Source organism: Afipia sp. GAS231 (genome assembly GCF_900103365.1).
Lineage (GTDB): Bacteria > Pseudomonadota > Alphaproteobacteria > Rhizobiales > Xanthobacteraceae > Bradyrhizobium.
Genome location: NZ_LT629703.1, coordinates 4,003,174 through 4,024,086 on the forward strand (window position 1 = coordinate 4,003,174; position 20,913 = coordinate 4,024,086).

Here is a 20,913-nt window from a genome sequence, read left to right on the forward strand (position 1 = left end):
GGCCAGCGCGCCCCTGGCATGCTGCACACCAGGCCGCCGCCCCGGCAAGGAGCCGATCGCGCGAGACCAGTCTGTCACGGAGGGACATCGCGAGTTCCCGCAAAGCAGCCGCCTCCGGCTACATCAGCGAGATCGAAAGCGCCGGCGTGACTTCGGCATAGGCGCTGGTGCCGCGCCCGGGCGTGCTGGAATCCAGCAGGACGTGGAGGGCGATGCCGAGATTGGCGTCGCAGGCTTGCAGCGCCGCAGCCGCCTTGACGTAACGCGGCGAGACGTCGTCCAGCACGACGACATCGACGGCGTTTTCCTGGCCACCGAGCGAGGTTTCCGGGGCCATGGTCTGTTCGATTAGCCGCAGGCTCGCCTGGACATGCTCGATCAGGCTCACGAGGTCCGACACGACCGATCGATAGCTGTCATTCTGACCGTCGGGTCCGAACGCGATGCCATCACCAGCTGCATTCTGCATGGGTAAACTCCTTACCCTCGTGTTTAAGGTTCGCGTCGCTACTTGTGCGTTAAGCGAACGTCCCGTACAAATACGGGTGCGTTTTGATCGGATCGGCTGTTGAATACGATCACGTGAGTATGCGTCATGATTCACCACGCATGGACGATAAGACATGGCTGAAAAAGCCCTCTCCCGCGGGGAGATTTTCGTGGTCGACGACGATCCGGCCGTCCGCGACACGCTGTCCATGGTCCTGACGGCGGGCGGCTATCAGGTCATCTGTTTCGCAGACGGCGCCGCCCTGCTCGCGGTTGCGAGATCCCGGACCCCATCCTGCATCCTGCTCGACGTGAACATCCCCGGGAAATCCGGCCTCGACGTTCTGAAGGAGCTTCACGGCGAGGACTATCCCGCGCCGATCTTCATGATCTCGGGGCAGGGCGATATCGCGATGGCGGTCACCGCCATCAAGAACGGCGCGCTGGACTTCATTGAGAAGCCGTTTCGTGGCAGCGAAATCGTGGCGAGACTCGACGAGGCGATCGAGGCATATGCCCGCCGACAGGCAGAAAACTCCGCATCGCGGATTGCGACGCTGCATTTTCCGGGACGCGAACCGCTGACGCGACGCGAGCGCGAGGTGCTGGAACAGTTCACCGCGGGTGCATCCAACAAGGAAGCGGGACGCCATCTCGGGATCAGCCCGCGCACGATCGAGGATCATCGCGCCAATATCATGAAGAAGCTCGGCGCGCGGAACGCCGCCGATCTGGTGCGGATCGTAATGACCACTCAGCGTCAGGCCTGATCGACCATGGCGTTTTCGAGCGAAGCGCTCAATCGGCGAGCGCTTTCCGGATCATGATCGCCATGTCCGACTTGCGATAGGGCTTGGCGAGCAACAGCACGCCCTCGTCGAGCCGGCCGTGGTGGATGATTGCGTTTTCCGTATAGCCCGACGTGAACAGCACCTTTAGGGCGGGCTTGACCCTCACTATTTCGTTGGCGAGCTGGCGGCCGTTGATGCCGGGCATGATCACGTCGGTGAAAAGCAGGTCGAAGGGATGGCCGGCATTGGCGATCGCGAGCGCCTCGGTCGCATTCGCGGCATCCAGCGTGACGTAGCCCAGCGAATGCAGTTGGGTCAGCACATAGTCGCGCACCAGCTTGTCGTCTTCGACGACCAGAATGGTTTCGTGACCACCCTCGACGACGGGTGCCGGCGTCGGCTCAGTGGCCGGCAAGGTGCCCGAGGCCGGCGGCAGATACATCTTGATCGTCGTCCCGTGGCCCTCCTCGCTATAGATCATGATGTGGCCGGCCGATTGCTTGACGAAACCGTAGACCATCGAGAGCCCGAGGCCGGTGCCCTTGCCGGGACCTTTCGAGGTGAAGAACGGATTGAACACCTTGTCGAGCATGTCGGCCGGAATGCCGGTTCCGGTATCGCTCACCGCGATCATGGCGTAGCGGCCGGGCCGGACGTCGCTGTGCATCCTTGCGTAATTCTCGTCGAGCACGACGCTTCCGGTTTCGATGATCAGCTTGCCGCCATCAGGCATCGCGTCGCGCGCGTTGAGCGCGAGATTGAGGATGGCGGTAGCGAGCTGATTGGGGTCGACCAGCGCCGCGCAGATCTCGTCCTCGAACACCGATTCAATTTCGACGTGCTCGCCGAGCGTCCGTTGCAGCAGCTTGGCGGTGTCGATGATCAGCGTGTTGACGTCGGTCTCCTTGGGCTCGAGCGGTTGCTTGCGGGCAAAGGCGAGCAGATGCTGGGTGAGATCGGCGCCCCGTGATGCCGCTTCGTCGATCATCCGCGTGATCGCGGCCAGTTGCGGCTCGTCCTTGACCGCGTCGGCCAGGATTTCGATCGTGCCCGTGATCACGGTCAGAATATTGTTGAAGTCGTGCGCAATGCCGCCGGTGAGCTGACCGACGGCTTCCATCTTTTCGGCCTGCCTGATCCGATCCTCGGCCGTGATCCTGTCGGTGAGGTCGCGCATGAAGCAGTTGAACACGAATCCGTCGCGGGTCTTCAGCGCCGTGATGCTCAACTCCGTGGTGAATTCAGTTCCGTCGCGCCGTCGCGCCTGGACCTCGCGGCGGGGTCTTGCAACCTGTTCGAGTCCGGACTCCAGAAAGCGTCCGAGGTCGGTCTGGACCGGACCCTGGGCCGGATCCGGTGCGATCAACCCGAAAATGTTCTTTCCAAGCACGTCCGTCCGCGGCCATCCGAAAATGGCCTCGGCTTGCGAATTCCAATCTCGGATGTTGCCGCGCTGATCGGTCTGGACGAAGGCATCGAGCGCGGAATTGATGATGCCGCGGGCGAGCTGCTCGCTTTCGCGCAAGGTCTCCTGCGCCAGCCGGCTCTCGGTCATGTCGCGGCCGACGAAGAAAAACCGCTTGACCGGTTCGGACCAGGTCCCGAGCCATGACAGCCATACGGCTCTTCCGTCCTTGTGGATGCAGCGGGTATCGGAAATCTTCGGGCGCAGCCCGCGTCGCGCCGCGCGCATTTCCTCGCGGGAATTCTCCAGATGATCGGGATGGATGAAGTCAGTCCCGCTGCGGCCGATCATTTCATCGGACCGAAATCCCAGGATGGCTTGGCAGCTCGGGCTGACCTGGACCAGAAATCCGCGGGAATCCAGCACCAGGATCAGATCCTGCGAGGTCTCGAAGATGCGGCGAAGTTCCTCGGTCTGTTGCCGCACCACCTGCCGGGTCTTGTTGCTGTCGGTGATATCGCGCACCACCCCGGCAATGCCGATGGTCGCGCCCGAAGGCGCCCTGATGGCGGAAAGGCTGAGCGAGACCTCGATCGGCGTGCCGTCCTTGCGCAACCGCACCGTTTCGTTGTGCTCGATGCTTTCACCCCAGCCGATACGGCGCAGCGTGTCATCCACCTCCGACAGCCGGTCCTCGGGTACGAGTAGCCCGATGCTTTTGCCAGTGGTTTCTGCCGCCGAATATCCGAACAGGCGACTTGCGGCCGAATTCCAGCCGGTGATGGTGCCGTCGAGAGACGTGGTAATGATCGCATCGTTCGAGGATTCGACCGCAGCGCTGAACAGGCGTTCGCGTTCCGCATGGTGATCGCGCGCCGCGATGGTGCGGCGGTGTTCGCCGACCTCGTGCTCGAGCGCGACCGCCTTGGCATTGGCCTCCTCCATCACACGCGCAAATGCGCGCGCAAGCACGCCCGTCTCGCCGCGCGCGTCGACCGGGATCACCGCCGTCCCGCTACGGGCGGCGGCCTCGACGGCCCTGGTCAACTGGACGATCGGCCGGGTCAGCGATCGCGCGATCAGCAGCGCCAGCACCGTTGCGCACAATACGGCGATCAACCCGACGGTGATCGAGCTCTTCCCGATCGCCTGCGCCGGCGCCATGACGACGGCATTCGGGACCAGTTCGATGACCGCGGTCCACACGCTGCCGGCCAGAACGGCAGGAGCCAAAGCCTCGCCGCCGGGTCGTCCGGTCCGGGTTTGCACGATCTGCGCGATGCTTTTCGTGGTGCCGAACGACTCCGCCAAATCCGGAAAGTCCTTCCGCCAATCGGTCGGCGTCCCCAGTTGCGAACCGAATTCGCGCGCCCGATCGGGATGAACGAGATAGTTGCCCCTGGCATCGACCACGTAGACGCTTTCGCCAGGCCGCACCGACGACCGGACACGCTCGAGCGCGGGCCGCATATCGGCCGTGGCGATGACGATGCCGAACGGCTTGCCGTCCGGCGCCAATACCGGCATCGCGAACCGCATCGTCGGTATATGCGGGCTCGCGATGACGCCGTTCTCCTGGTTCAAGTCGACCGGAGAGACGTAGATTTCATTCGCGGCCAGTTTGATCGTGTCGCGGAAATACGGCGCGTCGCCGACTTGCTGCAGCTCGGCATCAGGCACGATGCGGACGGCGCCGTTCGGGCCTGAGCGATCGACCCGGATGATTTCGCGGTGGCCATCGGCGACGCCGATGACGCGGAGCGAATAGGCCGGCCGCAGCGGCATCTGGGCTGCCAACCGGCCTTCCAGCCGTTCGCGCCAGAGGGCTTCGGGGGTACCATCGGTTGGATCGATCCCGCCATTGAGGCGCGCCCGCATCAATCCCGTCACCGCCGCCAGCCCCTGGAAGGTGGCGATGTCGCCGCGCCCGGTGCGAACCTGGGATTCCAGCTCGCTGGCGGCCAACCGCGAATGGGTTTCGATCCGATCGAGCACCCGCGGCAGGACGGCTTGTTCCAGGCTCCGATAGCTCAGCCATCCGACCGCGGATACCGCGATCGCGACCAACGCAATCATCGCGATGGCAAGCCTGGTTGTCAGCGTCATCTTGCTTTCGCGCGCCCTCCCATGGCGACCCGGTCGAATGCCGGTCAATCCATGCTAAGGTGCATTACCGGCGGGACGCAACACCGCCTGTTGGCTTAGGCCATGTCCGGCTGCTTGCAGACAGTTTGCGACCGCCGCCAGCAGCTCGGCGGGTTTGAACGGTTTTTGCAGGCTCGAGACCGCCCCGAGCTTGGTGGCCATGGTGAGGAAGTCGGGGGCGGAGTCCGGCTCGACAGAAATCGGCCGACCGGAGATGACGATAATCGGCATCCGCGGATGCCGCTGACGAACCATCCGCATGGTCTCGAAGCCATCCATTCCCGGCATGAAGATATCGAGAAACAGCAGGTCGAAATCGCCGGCCTCGCACAGACTGAGTCCCTTGCGGCCGTCGCCCGCCGTGACCACGCCGTGGCCGGCGCGTTCCAGCAACAGGCGGATGGTGCTCTGAACCGCCACCTCATCATCCACGACCAGTATTCTTGCCAAAGGAAGGTTCTCCGCCGCCGCTGGAATACCCATGACAGGTCGTGAGTTTTGCCGAAAGCTCGCTCTCTCGCAACCGTTTCCCGTTGACGCAGGTTCCGGATGGGCGATCAAAAGGTTCCCACAAAAGCGCTCTATCCGCATGGTGCGGGGCAGACGACCACACGGCCCCGCGTATCAGCGCGGCATGATTCGCCGGGGATACCGAATGCGCGAGCAGAACCGCGCGGCTAGTTGCTCAGATATTCCGGGTAGCGCGCCCTGATCTGGGCGAGTTCGCTGAGAGTGCCCGACAGATGGGTGCGCAGATGCTTCTGCGCCTCGTCGGGTTCGCCGGCGCCGATGGCTTTTGCGATCAGCCTGTGGTGCCGCACGATATCCTGGGCCTTGCCGGGAGAGGGCAGGTGCATGCGCCGCAACCGGTCGATATGCCCGCTGCGGCTGCGCACCAGCGACCAGAGGTCCTGCTTGTCGGTCGCCGCATAGAGCTGGGCGTGGAATTCGTTGTCGGCCGTCATGAACCGTTCGAAATCGCCGGCTTTGGCGAATTGCTGCTGGCGCGCGATGGTCGCGTTGAGTTCGGCGACAAACGCCTCGTCATGGCGGATCGCAAGCCCGCGCACGATTTCGAGTTCGACCGCCTGCCGCAAGAAATGCGCCTGCTGCGCCAGCCGCACGTCGACCCGGCTGACCACGGTCGCATATTGCGGAAACACCTCGACCAGCCCTTCCTCTTCCAGCCGCATCAGGGCGTCGCGGATAGGCGTCGACGAGACCCCGAACTGCGCGGCCAATGCGGCGCGCGACAGCGGCGATCCCGGCGGCAGGTCCAGTGAAATGATCATGCCGCGCAGGCGCTCAAACACCTGCGGCGCCGCCTGACGGTCGCGGTCGAGCCGATCGGCGGAACCGGGAATGGCGCGGCGGGGGGCGGTGTGCGGTGGGGTCATCAGGCGGAGCCGGGCAATGTCGGAAGTTCCTTGTCAGAAGGCGCTTGCATCAAATGCACTAATACATTAGTGCATCTCGCCAAAGGCGTCAACGAGACTGCCGGAGGAGATGCACCATGAATCACAGGATTTGGCGCGCTGGCGCGCTAGCCGCCGCTGTTCTCGCGATGGTGCTGCCGGGCTCGCCGGTGATTTCGCAGGCCCTGGCTCAGGCCAAGAGCGAGATCTCGCTGTCGCGGCAGCCGGGCATTTTCTACATGCCCTCGCACATCATGGAAAAAAACAGACTGATCGAGAAGCATGCCGCAGCGCTGGGTGTGCCCGGTGTCACGACGAAATGGATCAATCTCAGCGGCGGCGGCGCGCAGACCGATGCGCTCCTGGCCGGCGGCGTCGATATTCTCAATACCGGCACCGGCAACCTGTTGTTGCTGTGGGATCGCACCCGCGGCGGGGTCAAGGGCATCGTCGCTACCTCGGCGCAGCCGATGACGCTGATCAGCCGCGACGCCCATATTAAATCCATCAAGGATTTCGGCCCCAACGACAAGATCGCGGTGCCGACCGTCAAAGTCTCGACCCAGGCGATCGTGCTGCAGATCGCGGCCTCCGAAGCCTTCGGCGCCGACCAATGGTCGAAGCTCGATGCCAACACGGTGCAGCTCGGCCATCCCGACGCCTATGTGGCGATGACCAATGCCCAGCACGAGGTGCGCAACCACTTCGCGATCCCGCCGTTTACGTTCCTGGAACTGAAGAACGTGGCCGGCGCACATGTGGTGCTGTCGTCGCCTGATGTGATGGGCGGGCCGCTGAGCCAGGCGCAATTCTTCACCATGACAAAATTCGCCGATGCCAACCCGAAGATCATCCAGGCGGTGTTCGACGCCACCAAGGAAGCGCAGGATTTCATCCGCAGCGATACAAAGGCGGCGGTGGAAATCTACAAGGAGGTCACCGGCGACAAGACCAGCGTCGAGGATCTGCTGGCCTGGTTGAAGGAGCCCGGCATGATGGAGTGGAACCTGCAGCCGCAGGGCACCATGAAGTTTGCCGCGCATCTGTTCAAGACCGGCACGCTGAAATCAATGCCGAAAGCCTGGACCGACTATTACCTCCCGGTCGCGCATGAGCTGAAAGGCAACTGAGCCCATGACCGCGCTTCTCGACGTCAGTGACGTAACGCTGCGCTACAAGACGTCGAGCGCGGTCGTGACCGCGACCGAGCGGGTCTCTTTCACGGTCGATCGCTCCGATCGTTTCGTGCTGCTCGGCCCCTCCGGTTGCGGCAAGTCCACGCTGCTGAAGGCGGTCGGCGGCTACATGACGCCGAGCGAAGGCAAGATGCGGATATCCGGCCGCGAGATCTCCGAGCCCGGCGCCGACCGGATGATGATCTTCCAGGAGTTCGACCAGTTGCTGCCGTGGAAGACGGTGCTGGAAAACGTCATGTTCCCGCTGCTGATGACGCGCCGGCTGCCGCGCAAGGAAGCGGAGGCGCGGGCGCGGGCCTATATCGAGAAGGTTAGTCTCACGCGTGTCGTCGATGCCTATCCGCACACGCTGTCGGGCGGCATGAAGCAGCGCGTCGCGATCGCGCGTGGCATGGCGATGGAGCCGGATATTTTGCTGATGGACGAGCCGTTCGCGGCATTGGACGCGCTGACGCGCCGCACCTGCCAGGATGAATTGCTGCAGCTCTGGGCCGAAACCAAATTCACCGTGCTGTTCGTGACGCATTCGATCGCCGAAGCGATCAAGATCGGCAACCGGATTCTGTTGCTGTCGCCGCATCCAGGGAGAGTCAAGGCCGAGGTCATCGATGTCGACCAGGTCTCCAGCGAGGACGGCAGCGCCGCCCGGCTGGAAAAGCAGATCCATGATCTGCTGTTCGCCGATACCGCAACCGAACATTGAGGGAGCGCGCGATGGGCGAAGCCAGAATCCTGCTGCGCGATGCCGCCGCCAGCGCTGACGTGCCGGTCGAGGTCGAGCGCAAGCTCACCGTGCTGGAACTGCTGTGGAATGACGGTTTTGTTCGCAAAGCCGTGATCATTATTTTTCTTGCAGCGGCCTGGGAGGCCTACGGCACCTTCCTCGACAATCCGCTACTGTTTCCGACCTTTCACGACACCATCATCACGATGTTCGAAAAGGTCAAAGACGGCACCATTCCGCTGCGCGCCTGGGCCTCGCTGAAAGTTCTGTTCATGGGCTATGGCGCTGGCATCGTGCTCGCCGCCATCTTCACCATTCTAGCGATCTCGACCCGGATCGGTACGGATTTTCTCGAAACCATCACCGCGATGTTCAACCCGCTGCCGGCGATCGCGCTATTGCCGCTGGCGCTGATCTGGTTCGGGCTCGGCAATGGCAGCCTGGTGTTCGTGCTGATCCACTCGGTGCTGTGGCCGGTCGCGCTCAACACCCATTCCGGCTTCAAGAGCGTGTCGAACACGCTGCGCATGGTCGGCCGCAATTACGGCTTGCGCGGCTTGCCCTATGTGGCGCGCATTCTCATTCCGGCCGCCTTCGGCTCGATCCTGACCGGCCTCAAGATCGGCTGGGCCTTTGCCTGGCGGACGCTGATCGCCGCCGAACTGGTGTTCGGCGTGTCATCGGGGCAGGGCGGTCTCGGCTGGTTCATCTTCGAGAACCGCAACCTCTTGGACATTCCCGCTGTGTTCGCCGGCCTGCTGACCGTGATCATCATCGGGCTCATTGTCGAAAATCTGATCTTCCGCACCATCGAGCGCAATACCGTCCAGAAATGGGGCACGCAGTCATGACCGCCAGAAAGAACCCCGCCGATCTCCGCAGCGCGCGCTGGTTCGCGCCCGACGATCTCCGCGCCTTCGGCCATCGCTCGCGCGCGATGCAGATGGGTTACGCGCCGGAGGAATGGAAGGACCGGCCGGTGATTGCGATCCTCAACACCTGGTCGGATGCGCAGCCCTGCCACATGCATTTCAAGTCGCGGGTCGAGGACGTCAAGCGCGGCATCCTGATGGCCGGCGGTTTTCCGATGGAACTGCCGGCGCTGTCGTTGTCGGAATCGTTTCTGAAGCCGACCACCATGCTCTACCGCAACATGCTGGCGATGGACGCCGAGGAATTGCTGCGCGGTCATCCCGTCGACGGCGTCGTCTTGATGGGCGGCTGCGACAAGACCACGCCGGGGCTGCTGCTCGGTGCGACCAGCATGGGCCTGCCGGCGATCTATCTCCCGGCCGGCCCGATGCTGCGCGGCAACTGGAAAGGCAAGACGCTGGGTTCGGGCTCCGACGCCTGGAAATTCTGGGACGAGCGGCGCGCCGGAAAAATCTCCGACAAGGACTGGGTCGATGTCGAGGCCGGCATCGCCCGCAGCTACGGCACCTGCATGACCATGGGCACCGCCTCGACCATGACCGCGATCGCCGAATCGATCGGCATGACCTTGCCCGGCGCGTCGTCGATTCCGGCGGCCGATGCCGGCCACATCCGCATGGCTTCGGAAAGCGGTCGCCGCATTGTCGAGATGGTGTGGGAGGATCTGACGCCAAACAAGATCCAGACTCGCAAGGCCTTCGAGAACGCGATCACGGTGGCGATGGCGATGGGCTGCTCGACCAATGCGATCATTCATTTGATCGCGCAGGCGCGCCGCGCCGGCCAGGACATCGGGCTCGACGATTTCGAAATTGCCAGCCGCAAGGTGCCCGTGATCGCCAATGTGCGGCCGAGCGGCGACAAATATCTGATGGAGGATTTCTTCTATGCCGGCGGCCTGCCGGGCCTGATGAGCCGCATCAAGGAGCATCTGCATCTCGACGTCATGACGGTTACCGGCCAGACGCTGGGCGACAACATCGCGCGCGCCGAAGTCTATAACGACGACGTCATCCGCACGGTCAAGGATCCGATCTATGCCGAAGGTGCGCTCGCGGTGCTCAGGGGCAATCTCGCCCCCGATGGCTGCGTGATCAAACCCAGCGCCTGCGAACCGCGCTTCCTCAAGCACACAGGTCCCGCGCTGGTGTTCGACGATTATCCGTCGATGAAAAAAGCGGTCGACGATCCCAACCTCGACGTGACAGCGGATCACGTCATGATCCTGCGCAATGCCGGTCCGCAGGGCGGCCCCGGCATGCCGGAATGGGGCATGCTGCCGATCCCGACCAAACTGGTGAAACAAGGCGTGCGCGACATGGTGCGGCTGTCGGATGCGCGCATGAGCGGCACCAGCTACGGCGCCTGCATCCTGCACGTCGCGCCGGAAGCCTATATCGGCGGACCATTGGCGCTGGTGCGCAACGGCGACCGCATCACGCTCGACGTCAACGCGCGCACCATCAATCTGGAAGTATCCGAAGCCGAACTGGCAAAACGTCGCGCCGAGTGGAAGCCGCCGGAACGCCGCTATGAGCGCGGCTATGGCTGGATGTTCACCAAACATATCAAGCAGGCCAACGAAGGTTGCGACTTCGACTTTCTCGAAACGGGGTTCGGCGCACCGGTCGGCGAGCCTTCGATTTACTGAGCTAGAGCCGTCATTGCGAGCGCAGCGAAGCAATCCATCTTCCTTACGAAAACGAAGAATGGATTGCTTCGTCGCTTTGCTCCTCGCAATGACGCTGAAACGCTGACGTCAATCAAAAAAGCATCACAGGGAGGACGATAATGACCATTACCCGACGCAATATCCTCGCAAGCGCCGGTGCCACCGTCGCCTCGGCGCTTCTTTCCCGCACCGCCTTCGCGCAATCGTTTCCGTTCACGCCAAACCAGCGCTATCCCGATCCGGCGGTGCAGATCCTCGATCCGTCCTTCGCCAAATACCGGCTCTACTCTTCGACGGTCGAACAGGTCTCGACCGGCATGCGCTGGGCCGAAGGCCCCGCCTACTTCCCGGAGGGCGGTTATCTCTTGTTCTCCGATATTCCCAACAACCGGATCATGAAGTTCGACGAGAAGACCAATCAGACCAGCGTATTCCGCGCCAATGCCAACTACGCCAACGGCAATGCGCGCGACCGCCAGGGCCGTCTCGTCACCTGCGAGCATTCGGTGACGCGCCGCATCACCCGCACCGAGAAGGACGGCAAGATCACGGTGCTGGCCGACAAGTTCGAGGGCAAGCGACTGAACGCGCCGAACGACATCGTGGTCAAATCGGATGATTCGATCTGGTTCACCGATCCGATCTTCGGCATCAACGGCGAGTGGGAAGGCAAGAAGGAAAAGCCCGAACAGGCCGCCACCAATGTCTACCGCATCGCCAAGGACGGCAAGATCACAGCCGTGCTCACCGATGTCGTCAATCCCAACGGGCTGGCGTTCTCGCCGGACGAAAAGAAGCTCTACGTCGTGGAATGGAAGGGCACGCCCAACCGCAGCATCTGGAGCTACGACGTCGGCGCCGACGGCACGCTCGGCGGCAAGACCAAGCTGATCGACGCCGCCGACCAAGGCTCGATCGACGGTTTTCGCGTCGACCGCGACGGCAATCTGTGGTGCGGCTGGGGCTCCAACGGTGCGCTGCAGGCCGAACCGTCGGATGTCGGCGGCCGCAAGGTGTTCCAGCTCAAGGGCAAGTCCGAGGACCTCGACGGCGTCATGGTGTTCAGCCCCGCCGGCAAGGTGCTCGCCTTCATCCGCCTGCCGGAACGCTGCGCCAACCTCACCTTCGGCGGCCCGAAGAACAACCGCCTCTACATGGCGAGCTGCCACTCGGTCTACGCGCTGTACGTGGAAGCGCATGGCGCGGTCTAACTACTCCGTCATTCCGGGGCGCGCGAAGCGCGAACCGCAGATGCGCAATTGCGCATCGGGGAATCTCGAGATTCCGGGTCTGGTGCTAACGCACCATCCCGGAATGACCAACAACCTGGGATGAACACCATGACCAAACTGAGCGACGCCACCCGCAACAAGCTGAAGACCGTCTCCACCGCCACCGTCGCCACCGCACTTTTCAAGCGCGGCTTTCGCATCCAGATGATTCAGGATGTGCATCCGCTCGGCCCCGATCAGCCGGTGCTGGTCGGTGAAGCCTTCACGCTGCGCTACATGCCGGCGCGCGAGGACCTCAACAAGATCGAGGTGTTTCGCGACCGCGCCCATCCGCAGCGCAAGGCGATCGAGGACTGTCCTGAAGGCTGCGTGCTGGTCATGGACAGCCGCAAGGATGCGCGTGCGGCCTCCGCCGGCGCCATCCTGGTGACGCGGCTGATGCAGCGCGGTTGTGCCGGTGTCATCACCGACGGCGGCTTTCGCGATTCGGCTGAAATCGCCAAGCTTGGCTTTCCCGCCTATCACCACCGCCCGAGCGCGCCGACCAACCTGACGCTGCATCAGGCGATCGAGATCAACGTGCCGATCGGTTGCGGCGATGCGCCGGTATTTCCCGGCGACGTCATCCTCGGCGACAGCGACGGCGTCATCGTGATCCCCGCGCACATCGCCGACGAGATCGCCGATGAAGCCGTCGAGATGACCGCGTTCGAGGATTTCGTCACCGAGGAAGTCGGCCGAGGCCGCTCGATCCTCGGCCTCTATCCCGCCACCGACGAGCAGACGCCAAAGGACTTTGCGGCTTGGCGGAAGAAGAATGGAAGGTAGTTTCCGTCATGCCCGGCCTTGTGCCGGGCATCCACGTCTTTCTTCGTTGTTGAACCAAAGACGTGGATGGCCGGGACAAGCCCGGCCATGACGAGTTTGATAAATACGCGGGGGCGCGGAGCGTTTAGCTCTCCGCCTTCTCCGCCAGCCCCACCGCCCATAGCGCGAACGCATAGACGATCGCGACTTCGTCGAGGCGGTTGAACCGGCCCGACGCGCCGCCGTGGCCGGCGCCCATGTTGGTGCGGAGCAGCACCGGGCCGCCGCCGGTCACGGTCGCGCGCAGGCGCGCGATCCATTTTGCCGGTTCCCAATAGGTGACGCGCGGATCGGTCAGGCCGCCCATGGCGAGGATCGCCGGATAGTCTTTTGCCGCGACATTGTCGTAGGGCGAGTAGGACAGGATGGTGCGGAAATCCTTTTCGCTCTCGATCGGGTTGCCCCATTCCGGCCACTCCGGCGGCGTCAGCGGCAAGGTGTCGTCGAGCATGGTGTTGAGCACGTCGACGAACGGCACTTCGGCGACGATGCCGGCGAACAGTTCGCCGGAACGGTTGGCGACCGCGCCCATCAGCATGCCCCCGGCGCTGCCGCCATGGCCGACGATGCGCTTTGCATTGGTGTATTTGGCCTCGATCAGTGCGCGGGCAGAGGCTGCGAAATCGTCGAATGTGTTGGTCTTCTTCTCGCGCTTGCCGTCGAGATACCAGCCCCAGCCCTTGTCGGCGCCGCCGCGGATATGCGCGATCGCGTAAACAAAGCCGCGGTCGACCAGCGACAGCCGGTTGGCGGCGAACGAGGCCGGCATCGCCATGCCATAGGAGCCGTAGCCATAGAGCAGCAGCGGCGCACGGCCGTCGCGCACCAGGTCTTTCCGGTGCAGGATCGAGACCGGCACCTGCGCGCCGTCATGTGCCGTTGCCATGATGCGGGTGGTGACGTAGTCAACCGGCTTGTGACCGGACGGAATCTCCTGGCGCTTGCGCAATACCCGGGTTCGCTTCGCCATGTCGTAGTCATAGACTTCCGACGGCGTCGTCATCGACGAATAGGAAAACCGCAAGTTCGTGGTCTCGAACTCGTAGCCGCCCATGGTGTCGAGCGAATAGGCCGCCTCGTCGAAGGCGATGGCGTGTTCCTCGCCGCTTTTGAGATCGCGGATGATGATCGCCGGCAGCGCATTGGCGCGCTCGAGTCGAACCATGTGGCCGGCATAAAGCTCGACATCGAGCACGTAGACCCCTTCGCGGTAGGGGATCAGGTCGCGCCAGTTGGCCCGCTGCGGCGACGCCAGCGGCGCGGTGACGACCTTGAAGTCGATCGCGCCGTCGGCATTGGTGAGAATGAACAGTTCGTCGCCGCGGTCGGCGATCGAATACTGCACGCCTTCCTCGCGCGCCGCGACCAGCCGCGGTGGCGCCTCCGGCTGCGCCAGATCGATCAGCCGCTGCTCCGACGTCTCGTGGTCGCCGCCGGCGATCACGCAGAACCGGCCCGAGGAACTCTCATGCAGATGGGTGAACCAGCCGGAGTCCTGCTCCTCGTAGACCAGCGTATCGTCGGCCTGTTTGGTGCCGAGATGATGACGCCAGACCTGCATCGGGCGGTGATTGTCGTCGAGCTTGACGTAGAAGAAGCTGTTGCCGTCCGTGCTCCAGACCACGCCGCCGTCGGTCTCCTCGACGAGATCGTCGCGGTCGGTGCCGTCGGCCCAGTCGCGCACCCGGATCGAGAAATATTCCGAACCCTTGGTGTCGGCGCTCCAGGCGTGCAGCTTGTGGTCGGGTGAATGCCGGCTGCCGCCGAATTTGAAATAGTCGTGGGCCGCCGCCAGCGCATCGCCGTCGAGCACGGTCGTCTCATCGCCGCCGTCGCGCGGCGTCCGCGCGAAAATCTCGTGCTGGCCGCCTTCGCGGAATTTTCGGAAATAGGCGAACGGGCCGTCCGGCGACGGCACGCTGGAATCGTCTTCCTTGATCCGCCCGCGCATCTCCGCGACGAGCTTCTTCTGCAACGGCGTGGTGTGGCCGAGCAAGCCTTCCGTGTAGTCGTTCTCCGCTTCGAGATAGGTGCGGATATCGGCGTCGAGGATCGAGGGATCGCGCAGCACCTCCTGCCACTTCTCGTCCTTGAGCCAGGCGTAGTCGTCCGTCACGGCAATGCCGTGGGTGGTGAACGTGTGCGGCCGGCGCGGCGCTGACGGCGCGGAGAGCGAAGGTTTTTTAGTTGCTGCTTGTGTCACTCGATCCTCGTTAGTCTGGGAAGCTGTCATTGCCGGGCTTGACCCGGCAATCCATCCTTTTGAAGAAGCCTTCTTTCCAGATGGATGCGCGGGTCAAGCCCGCGCATGACGAGAAGGAACCTGATGCCTTATATCGTATCTCAACGCGCGGATTGCCACACCCGCCGCCGCAGGGTTGTTGCCTCCCGCGTTGTATGGTTAGGCTTTTCGGCCCCGCCGGGAAAGCCTGATGCTCTTCAATTCCTATTCGTTCATTTTTTTGTTCCTGCCGGTCGTGCTGGCGGGCTATTTCGCGCTCGGCCGCGGCAGCAATCTGGCCCCGGTCATCTGGCTGGCGCTGGCTTCTCTGGCGTTTTACGCGTTCAGCAACTGGCCGTTCGTGCTGTTGCTGCTGGCGTCGATCGCGTTCAATTACGGCGTCGGCTATCTCTTGATTGCGAGGGATTTGCGCCCCAGGGTGCGGTTTGCGGTGCTCACGGCCGGCGTGGCCGGCGATCTCCTGGTGCTCGGCATCTTCAAATATGCCGGCTTTCTCGCTGCTAATTTCAACGCGCTGTTTTCGACCGGCTTTGTCGTCCACATCCTGCTGCCGGTCGGCATCTCCTTCTATAGCTTCACCCAGGTCGCGTTTCTGGTCGATGCTTACCGAGGCAAGGTCGCGCGCTACGCGCTGCCGCATTACGCGCTGTTCGTCACGTACTTCCCGCATCTGATCGCGGGGCCGATCCTGCACCACCGGGACATGATCCCGCAGTTCGAGCGTGCCGAAACAAAACGCCCGGATCCGCATCTCATTCTGTGCGGCCTGATCATCTTTGCGATCGGGCTGTTCAAGAAGACCTGTCTGGCCGACGGCATTCAGCCGTTGGTCGGACCCGTGTTCGGTCCGGGGTCGCCGACCTTTGATCAGGCCTGGACCGGCGCGCTGGCCTATACGTTCCAGCTCTATTTCGACTTCTCCGGCTATTCAGACATGGCGATCGGAATATCGCTGATGTTCGGCATCTTCCTGCCGCTGAATTTCAGTTCGCCCTACAAGGCGACCTCGATCATCGAGTTCTGGCGGCGCTGGCACATGACGCTGTCGCAATTCCTGCGCGACTATCTCTACATACCCCTCGGCGGCAACCGGCGCGGCCCGGTGTGGCGCTATGTCAACCTCATGGTCACGATGCTGCTCGGCGGCCTCTGGCATGGCGCGGCCTGGACGTTTGTGGTTTGGGGCGCGCTGCACGGCGCCTATCTCTGTATCAATCACGCCTGGAACCGGTTTGGTCCGGAGGTCGCGCCGCGGCTGCGGCCGGCGGCGACGCTCGTGGGTGCGGTGCTGACGTTTCTGTCGGTTGTCGTCGCCTGGGTGTTCTTCCGCGCCGACGACATCGATTCGGCTATCTACGTGCTGGTGCGGATGGCCGATCCGAGCCGGCTCGCGCTCGGTCGTATTGAAATCGCCAATCTGGCCTTCATCGCCTGCTATGCCGCGCTGGCGTGGTTCGCGCCGAATACGCAGGCGGTCATGGGCTATGACCACGCGCGCCGCACCGTCGGCGATAGTCTGACACAAGCGCGACTGCGTCCCTGGTTCCTCTACGCCGCCGCCGCGGTGCTGGCGTTCGGGATTCTGGGAATCCAGCAGCACAGCGAATTCATCTATTTCAGGTTCTGATGAGCCCTGTCGCCAAAAATCTCCTGAAGTTTCTGTGCGCGAGCGCGTTCATCCTGCTGATGGCCGCGGCGCTCAACTTCGTCGTCGATCCCCTGCAGCTGTTCCGTCCGTCGCGGCTGTTTCCGGCGATGTATTCGGCGGATACGCGGATGCAGGACGCCGGCTTGATCCGAAGCCAGCCATTCGACACCGCCTTCATGGGCACGTCGCTCGCGATTCATTTCCGTCAGCGCGACATCGACCGCATCCTCGGCGGCCGTTCGCTAAAGCTGTCGATGACGGGATCGAATTCGCGCGAACAGAGCTTTGTGCTCGATGCGGCGATGGCGCGGCATCCCAGGCGCGTGGTCTGGCAGATCGACGACTGGATCTTTCGCGACACGCCGGAGATCGATTCCGACGTCTATCTTCCCTCCGGGCTCTATCGCCGCAGCGCCGTGGGCCTGGCGGGCTACCTGTTCAGCGGTCAGATGGCGCGGGAGTCGCTGTGGATTCTGGCGCGGTCGCTGCCGCCGCTTGAACCTGTTGTCGCGCGGCTGACCTCGGACCTCGTCTTCAAGTTTCCGATCGCCGATGTCGACGACATCAATTCGCTGCCGCCGGATTACGACGTCGCCGGCGCCTACAACGCCAAAAAGGCGATCGCCGCTTTCAAGCATATCACCGATCCCGTTCGCAGCCGCTATCTGGCCGACGGCTACAATTATGACGCGATGGTCCGCGCGTTCGAACGCGACGCCATCGGGTTGATTTCGAAACATCCGGATGTGACGTTCGATATCTATTTCCCGCCTTACTCAATCCTGCAGTTCGTGGCGATGCGCGACGCTGCGCCGGCGGCGCTGAAGACCGTCTACGACTTTACCGCCTATGCGTTTCCGCGGTTGCTGGCGTTGCCCAATGTGCGGCTGTACGACTTTCGCGCGGTGAAGGAGGTGACCCATGACCTCGCAAACTATGGCGATGTCATCCACCATTCGCCGGCGGTGGATCTGAGGGTGCTGCAGTGGCTGGCGGAGCGGAAATATGGGGTTGAGCGATCAGCGCCGCTGGCGTCGTTGGAGCGGCTCAAGTCGCAGGTCGAGGCGTATCGGCTGGAACGGTAGGTCGCGACCTCTCCCCGTCATTGCGAGCGGAGCGAAGCAATCCATCTCTCGTCACAAAGAAAGGCTGGATTGCTTCGTCGCTTCGCTCCTCGCAATGACGGCAAGGGGGACGCTAACTATTCCGCAACCTTGCCGTCGCGTTGCCGCCGAACATCGGAATCCGGTTGACGGCCATCACCACAGCGAAGGTAATCACCAGCATGGCGATGCCGAGTACCGAGATCGCGGCGAGGTCGCCGCTTTCGTTGAGGTCGTAGATCAGCACGCTCAACACCTTGGTCTGCGAGGTGAACAGCACGATCGCCGCCGACAATTCCCGCATCACGCCGATGAAGATGAAACACCAGGTCGCGATCACGCCGGTGCGCAGCAAGGGTGCTGTGATCTGCCGCAGCGACTGCAGCCGTGTCGCGCCGAGGATGCGGCTGGCGTCTTCGAGCTCGGGATGGATGGTGGCGAACGCCGCCTGCAATTGCTGATAGGCCGACGGCAGGTTGATGGTGAGAAACGCGATCAGCAGGATCCACAGCGTGCCATACAGCACGAAAGGCGGCCGCGTGTAGCTGAGGAACAGGCCGACGCCGAGCACGATTCCGGGAACCGCGACGGGCGCGGTGGCAAGAAAGCCGAGGATGCGATGGCCGGCGATGACGCGGCGGGTGGTGACATAGGCGATGACAAGCGCAAGAACGGTGCCGATGGTCGCGGTAGAGGCGCCCAGGATCACCGTATTCTTGAGCGCGAGCTGGGTGGACGACAACTCCGTGAACACGAAGACGACGTTGTGCCAGGTCGCCGTCGACGGCGTCACCAGCGTCGTCGCATTCGGCGAGATCGCCGCATTGAGCAGCGCCAGATACGGCAGGAACACCGGATTGAGCAGCACGATGAGGCAGAATGCCAGCGCCGCCCAACGCCATCGCTTCAGTTCGACCTGGCGCGGCGCGCCGTATTTGCCGCCGACCACCGAATAGCCGCGGCGGCCGAGCAGGAATTTCTGGCCCTGCAGCAGCAGGATCGTCAGCACCAGCAGCGGCACCGCGGCGGCCGCCGCCAGTTCCAGCTTCGGCGGATACTGGAACAGGCTCCAGATTTTCGTGGTCATGGTGTGGAAGCCGGCGGGCAGCGCCAGGATCGCGGGCGATCCGAACAGCGTCATCGCCTGCAGGAAGGCGATCAACGCGCCGGCGACCAGCGCCGGCAGCGCCAGCGGAATCGTGACCCGGCGCGCCGTGGTCCAGGCCTTGCCGCCGAGAATGGCGGAGGCGTCTTCGAGCTCGCCCGGCATGTTGTCGAGCGCATTGGCGACCAGCACGAACACGAACGGAAAGGTGTAGCAGGAGATCACGAAGATGATCCCGGTCAGCGAGTAGATGTTGAACAGAACGGAATCGGAATCGGCGCCGGTCAGGAACCGGTAGAGCTGGTTCAGCAGTCCTGAGTTCGGCGCGGCCAGCAATTCCCAGGCGACCGCGCCGAGAAACGGCGGCGTCACGAACGAGGCCGTCACCAACGACCGGATGGTTTGCCGCCCCGGCATGTCGGTGCGCGATACCAGCCAGCTGATCGGTGCTGCGACCAGGCAGCAGATCACCGCCGAGGTGGTGGCGATGATCGCGGTGGTCAGCAGCGGGTCGAGGAAATCCGGGTTGGTGAACAGCGTGACGAAATTCTGCAGCGTCGGATGCCGCGCCTTGTCGGTGAATGCGTAGATTGCCAGCCACGACAGCGGCAGCGCAATCAGCACCACCATGAAGAACGCAACCAGCGACAGCACCGGCCTGGTCCAGTCGATGCGGGTTTTGGGGGCGGCAGTGGTGGTGATGGTCATGTAAATTCTCTCTCCGTCATTCCGGGGCGATGCGAAGCATCGAACCTCAGATGCGCAATGCGCATCGGGGAATCTCGAGATTCCGGGTCTGGTCCTTCGGACCATCCCGGAATGACGTCGTTGGTTGGTGCGCGCGCCTCCTCACCATGAGGAAGTTAGACTTTGAACAGCCGCGCATAGCGCGTCTTGATTTCTTCCGCCATTTGCTCGACGCCGGCGGCATCCTCCTTCATCAGCTTGATGTCGGAGAGTTTTCGTCGGCCGGGGTGCGGCACCACTTGCGCATGGGCCGAGTATTGCGCGGTATAGTCGCAAAAGAATTGCTGGGTCTCGCGGGTGTGCAGCCAGGCCTGGAACAGCCGCGCGGCATTGGGATGCGGCGCGGACGCAAAGATGGCGGTCGGCCCCGAGATCGTCGGCGTGCCCTCGGTCGGATAGATCGGCTCGACCGGCTGGCCGGCTTCCTTCAGCAGCACGACTCCATATTCATTGCCATCGGCCATCACAGCGCGTTCGCCGAGCGCAAGTTTCTTTGGCGGATCGGTCGAGGACTGCACCTGCATCACACGTTGCTTCGAAAGCTTGTCGAGATAATCCCAACCGAGTTCGCGAACCAGCTGGAAGGTCGCGGTCATGATGGTGCCGCTATAGGCGGGATGGCCCTTGACCATCTTGCCGGCCCATTTGGGATCGAGCAGGTCGGCGTAGCTTTTCGGCGCGTCCTCGGGTTTCGCCAATTTGGTATTGTAGGCGATCGAGGACAGATAGATCCGCGAGGTCGCGGACATGCCGTCGGGGTCGCGATAGTCAGGAAGGAAATGCTGGGCGATATCCTCCGACACGAAAGGCGCCAGCCAGCCGTTCTTCTTCCAGGAAATGATGTGCGACGCATCCGAGGTGTTGACGACATCCGCAGAGCGGATACCCGAGCCGAATTCCTGGTCGAGCCGCTGAAACAGCCGCTCCGATCCGGAGCGCTCGATCTGCACGGAAATGCCGGGATAGGCGGCCTCGAACGCCTTGCCGAGCTTTTCGCCGACCGGCAGATCCATCGAGGAGTAGAGAATGACCTTGGCCTCTTTCTTCGCCGCGTCCACCAGCGCAGCCGTGATCGCGACCGGTGCCGGCGCCTCGGCGCGAATCGGCGAGGCGAACACAGTTCCCGCCGCCAACGCGGCCGCGCCCTGCAGGATGTCGCGTCGCGAAAGTCTTCGTCCCTTCATCGCGTCCTCCCGTTT

16 protein-coding genes are annotated in these 20,913 nt (G+C 63.1%); 9 read left to right on the plus strand and 7 right to left on the minus strand.

What is annotated here, in order from left to right:
* Positions 1 to 118: 118 nt before the first annotated feature.
* Positions 119 to 469, minus strand: coding sequence for a hypothetical protein (locus BLS26_RS18935; RefSeq protein ID WP_197681258.1), 351 nt, complete (start codon positions 467 to 469; stop codon positions 119 to 121).
* Positions 470 to 623: 154 nt separating this feature from the next.
* Between BLS26_RS18935 and BLS26_RS18940 the strand changes: the two genes are divergently transcribed.
* Positions 624 to 1,259 (plus strand): response regulator transcription factor, encoded by a 636-nt coding sequence (locus tag BLS26_RS18940; protein ID WP_092513614.1) that lies wholly within the window; start codon positions 624 to 626, stop codon positions 1,257 to 1,259.
* Positions 1,260 to 1,287: 28 nt separating this feature from the next.
* On the opposite strand, the gene BLS26_RS18945 is transcribed toward BLS26_RS18940, so the two are convergent.
* The 3 genes from BLS26_RS18945 to BLS26_RS18955 form a co-directional block, all read right to left on the minus strand.
* Complete coding sequence (locus tag BLS26_RS18945) at positions 1,288 to 4,791, minus strand: PAS domain S-box protein (protein ID WP_092513616.1); 3,504 nt, start codon at positions 4,789 to 4,791, stop codon at positions 1,288 to 1,290.
* A 54-nt stretch (positions 4,792 to 4,845) separates the two neighbouring features.
* The gene (locus tag BLS26_RS18950) at positions 4,846 to 5,280 is read right to left on the minus strand and encodes a response regulator (protein WP_092518245.1); all 435 of its coding nucleotides are present in this window, start codon (positions 5,278 to 5,280) and stop codon (positions 4,846 to 4,848) included.
* Between the two features lie 227 nt (positions 5,281 to 5,507).
* Positions 5,508 to 6,227: a GntR family transcriptional regulator gene (locus tag BLS26_RS18955; RefSeq protein ID WP_092513618.1), complete on the minus strand. Its 720-nt coding sequence runs from the start codon at positions 6,225 to 6,227 to the stop codon at positions 5,508 to 5,510.
* 167 nt (positions 6,228 to 6,394) lie between these two features.
* Here BLS26_RS18955 and BLS26_RS18960 point away from each other — a divergent pair, with 167 nt between their 5' ends.
* The 6 genes from BLS26_RS18960 (at position 6,395) to BLS26_RS18985 (ending at position 12,830) form a co-directional block, all read left to right on the plus strand.
* Positions 6,395 to 7,375, plus strand: coding sequence for an ABC transporter substrate-binding protein (locus BLS26_RS18960; protein ID WP_244542010.1), 981 nt, complete (start codon positions 6,395 to 6,397; stop codon positions 7,373 to 7,375).
* Positions 7,376 to 7,379: 4 nt separating this feature from the next.
* Positions 7,380 to 8,144: an ABC transporter ATP-binding protein gene (locus BLS26_RS18965; RefSeq protein ID WP_092513622.1), complete on the plus strand. Its 765-nt coding sequence runs from the start codon at positions 7,380 to 7,382 to the stop codon at positions 8,142 to 8,144.
* An 11-nt stretch (positions 8,145 to 8,155) separates the two neighbouring features.
* A complete protein-coding gene (locus BLS26_RS18970; RefSeq protein WP_092513624.1) occupies positions 8,156 to 9,016 on the plus strand; it encodes an ABC transporter permease in 861 nt (286 codons plus the stop codon).
* The gene (gene araD / locus BLS26_RS18975; protein WP_092513626.1) at positions 9,013 to 10,749 is read left to right on the plus strand and encodes an L-arabinonate dehydratase; all 1,737 of its coding nucleotides are present in this window, start codon (positions 9,013 to 9,015) and stop codon (positions 10,747 to 10,749) included. The genes BLS26_RS18970 and araD overlap by 4 nt, the downstream gene beginning before the upstream one ends.
* A gap of 140 nt (positions 10,750 to 10,889) precedes the next feature.
* Complete coding sequence (locus tag BLS26_RS18980; protein ID WP_092513628.1) at positions 10,890 to 11,981, plus strand: SMP-30/gluconolactonase/LRE family protein; 1,092 nt, start codon at positions 10,890 to 10,892, stop codon at positions 11,979 to 11,981.
* A gap of 129 nt (positions 11,982 to 12,110) precedes the next feature.
* Complete coding sequence (locus BLS26_RS18985) at positions 12,111 to 12,830, plus strand: ribonuclease activity regulator RraA (protein ID WP_092518246.1); 720 nt, start codon at positions 12,111 to 12,113, stop codon at positions 12,828 to 12,830.
* Between the two features lie 124 nt (positions 12,831 to 12,954).
* On the opposite strand, the gene BLS26_RS18990 is transcribed toward BLS26_RS18985, so the two are convergent.
* On the minus strand, positions 12,955 to 15,072 hold the full coding sequence (locus tag BLS26_RS18990) for a S9 family peptidase (protein WP_172804631.1): 2,118 nt from the start codon (positions 15,070 to 15,072) through the stop codon (positions 12,955 to 12,957).
* Between the two features lie 229 nt (positions 15,073 to 15,301).
* Between BLS26_RS18990 and BLS26_RS18995 the strand changes: the two genes are divergently transcribed.
* The gene (locus BLS26_RS18995) at positions 15,302 to 16,738 is read left to right on the plus strand and encodes an MBOAT family protein (protein ID WP_092513632.1); all 1,437 of its coding nucleotides are present in this window, start codon (positions 15,302 to 15,304) and stop codon (positions 16,736 to 16,738) included.
* Positions 16,738 to 17,844: a hypothetical protein gene (locus BLS26_RS19000; RefSeq protein ID WP_092513634.1), complete on the plus strand. Its 1,107-nt coding sequence runs from the start codon at positions 16,738 to 16,740 to the stop codon at positions 17,842 to 17,844. Before BLS26_RS18995 ends, BLS26_RS19000 begins: the two co-directional genes overlap by 1 nt.
* A 112-nt stretch (positions 17,845 to 17,956) precedes the next feature.
* Here BLS26_RS19000 and BLS26_RS19005 read toward each other — a convergent pair whose 3' ends face one another.
* Together BLS26_RS19005 and BLS26_RS19010 are read right to left on the minus strand one after the other, a co-directional pair.
* The gene (locus BLS26_RS19005) at positions 17,957 to 19,675 is read right to left on the minus strand and encodes an iron ABC transporter permease (RefSeq protein ID WP_244541622.1); all 1,719 of its coding nucleotides are present in this window, start codon (positions 19,673 to 19,675) and stop codon (positions 17,957 to 17,959) included.
* A gap of 155 nt (positions 19,676 to 19,830) precedes the next feature.
* Entirely contained in the window at positions 19,831 to 20,898 is a 1,068-nt protein-coding gene (locus BLS26_RS19010; protein WP_092518249.1) for an ABC transporter substrate-binding protein, read from the minus strand.
* Between the last annotated feature and the right edge of the window lie 15 nt (positions 20,899 to 20,913).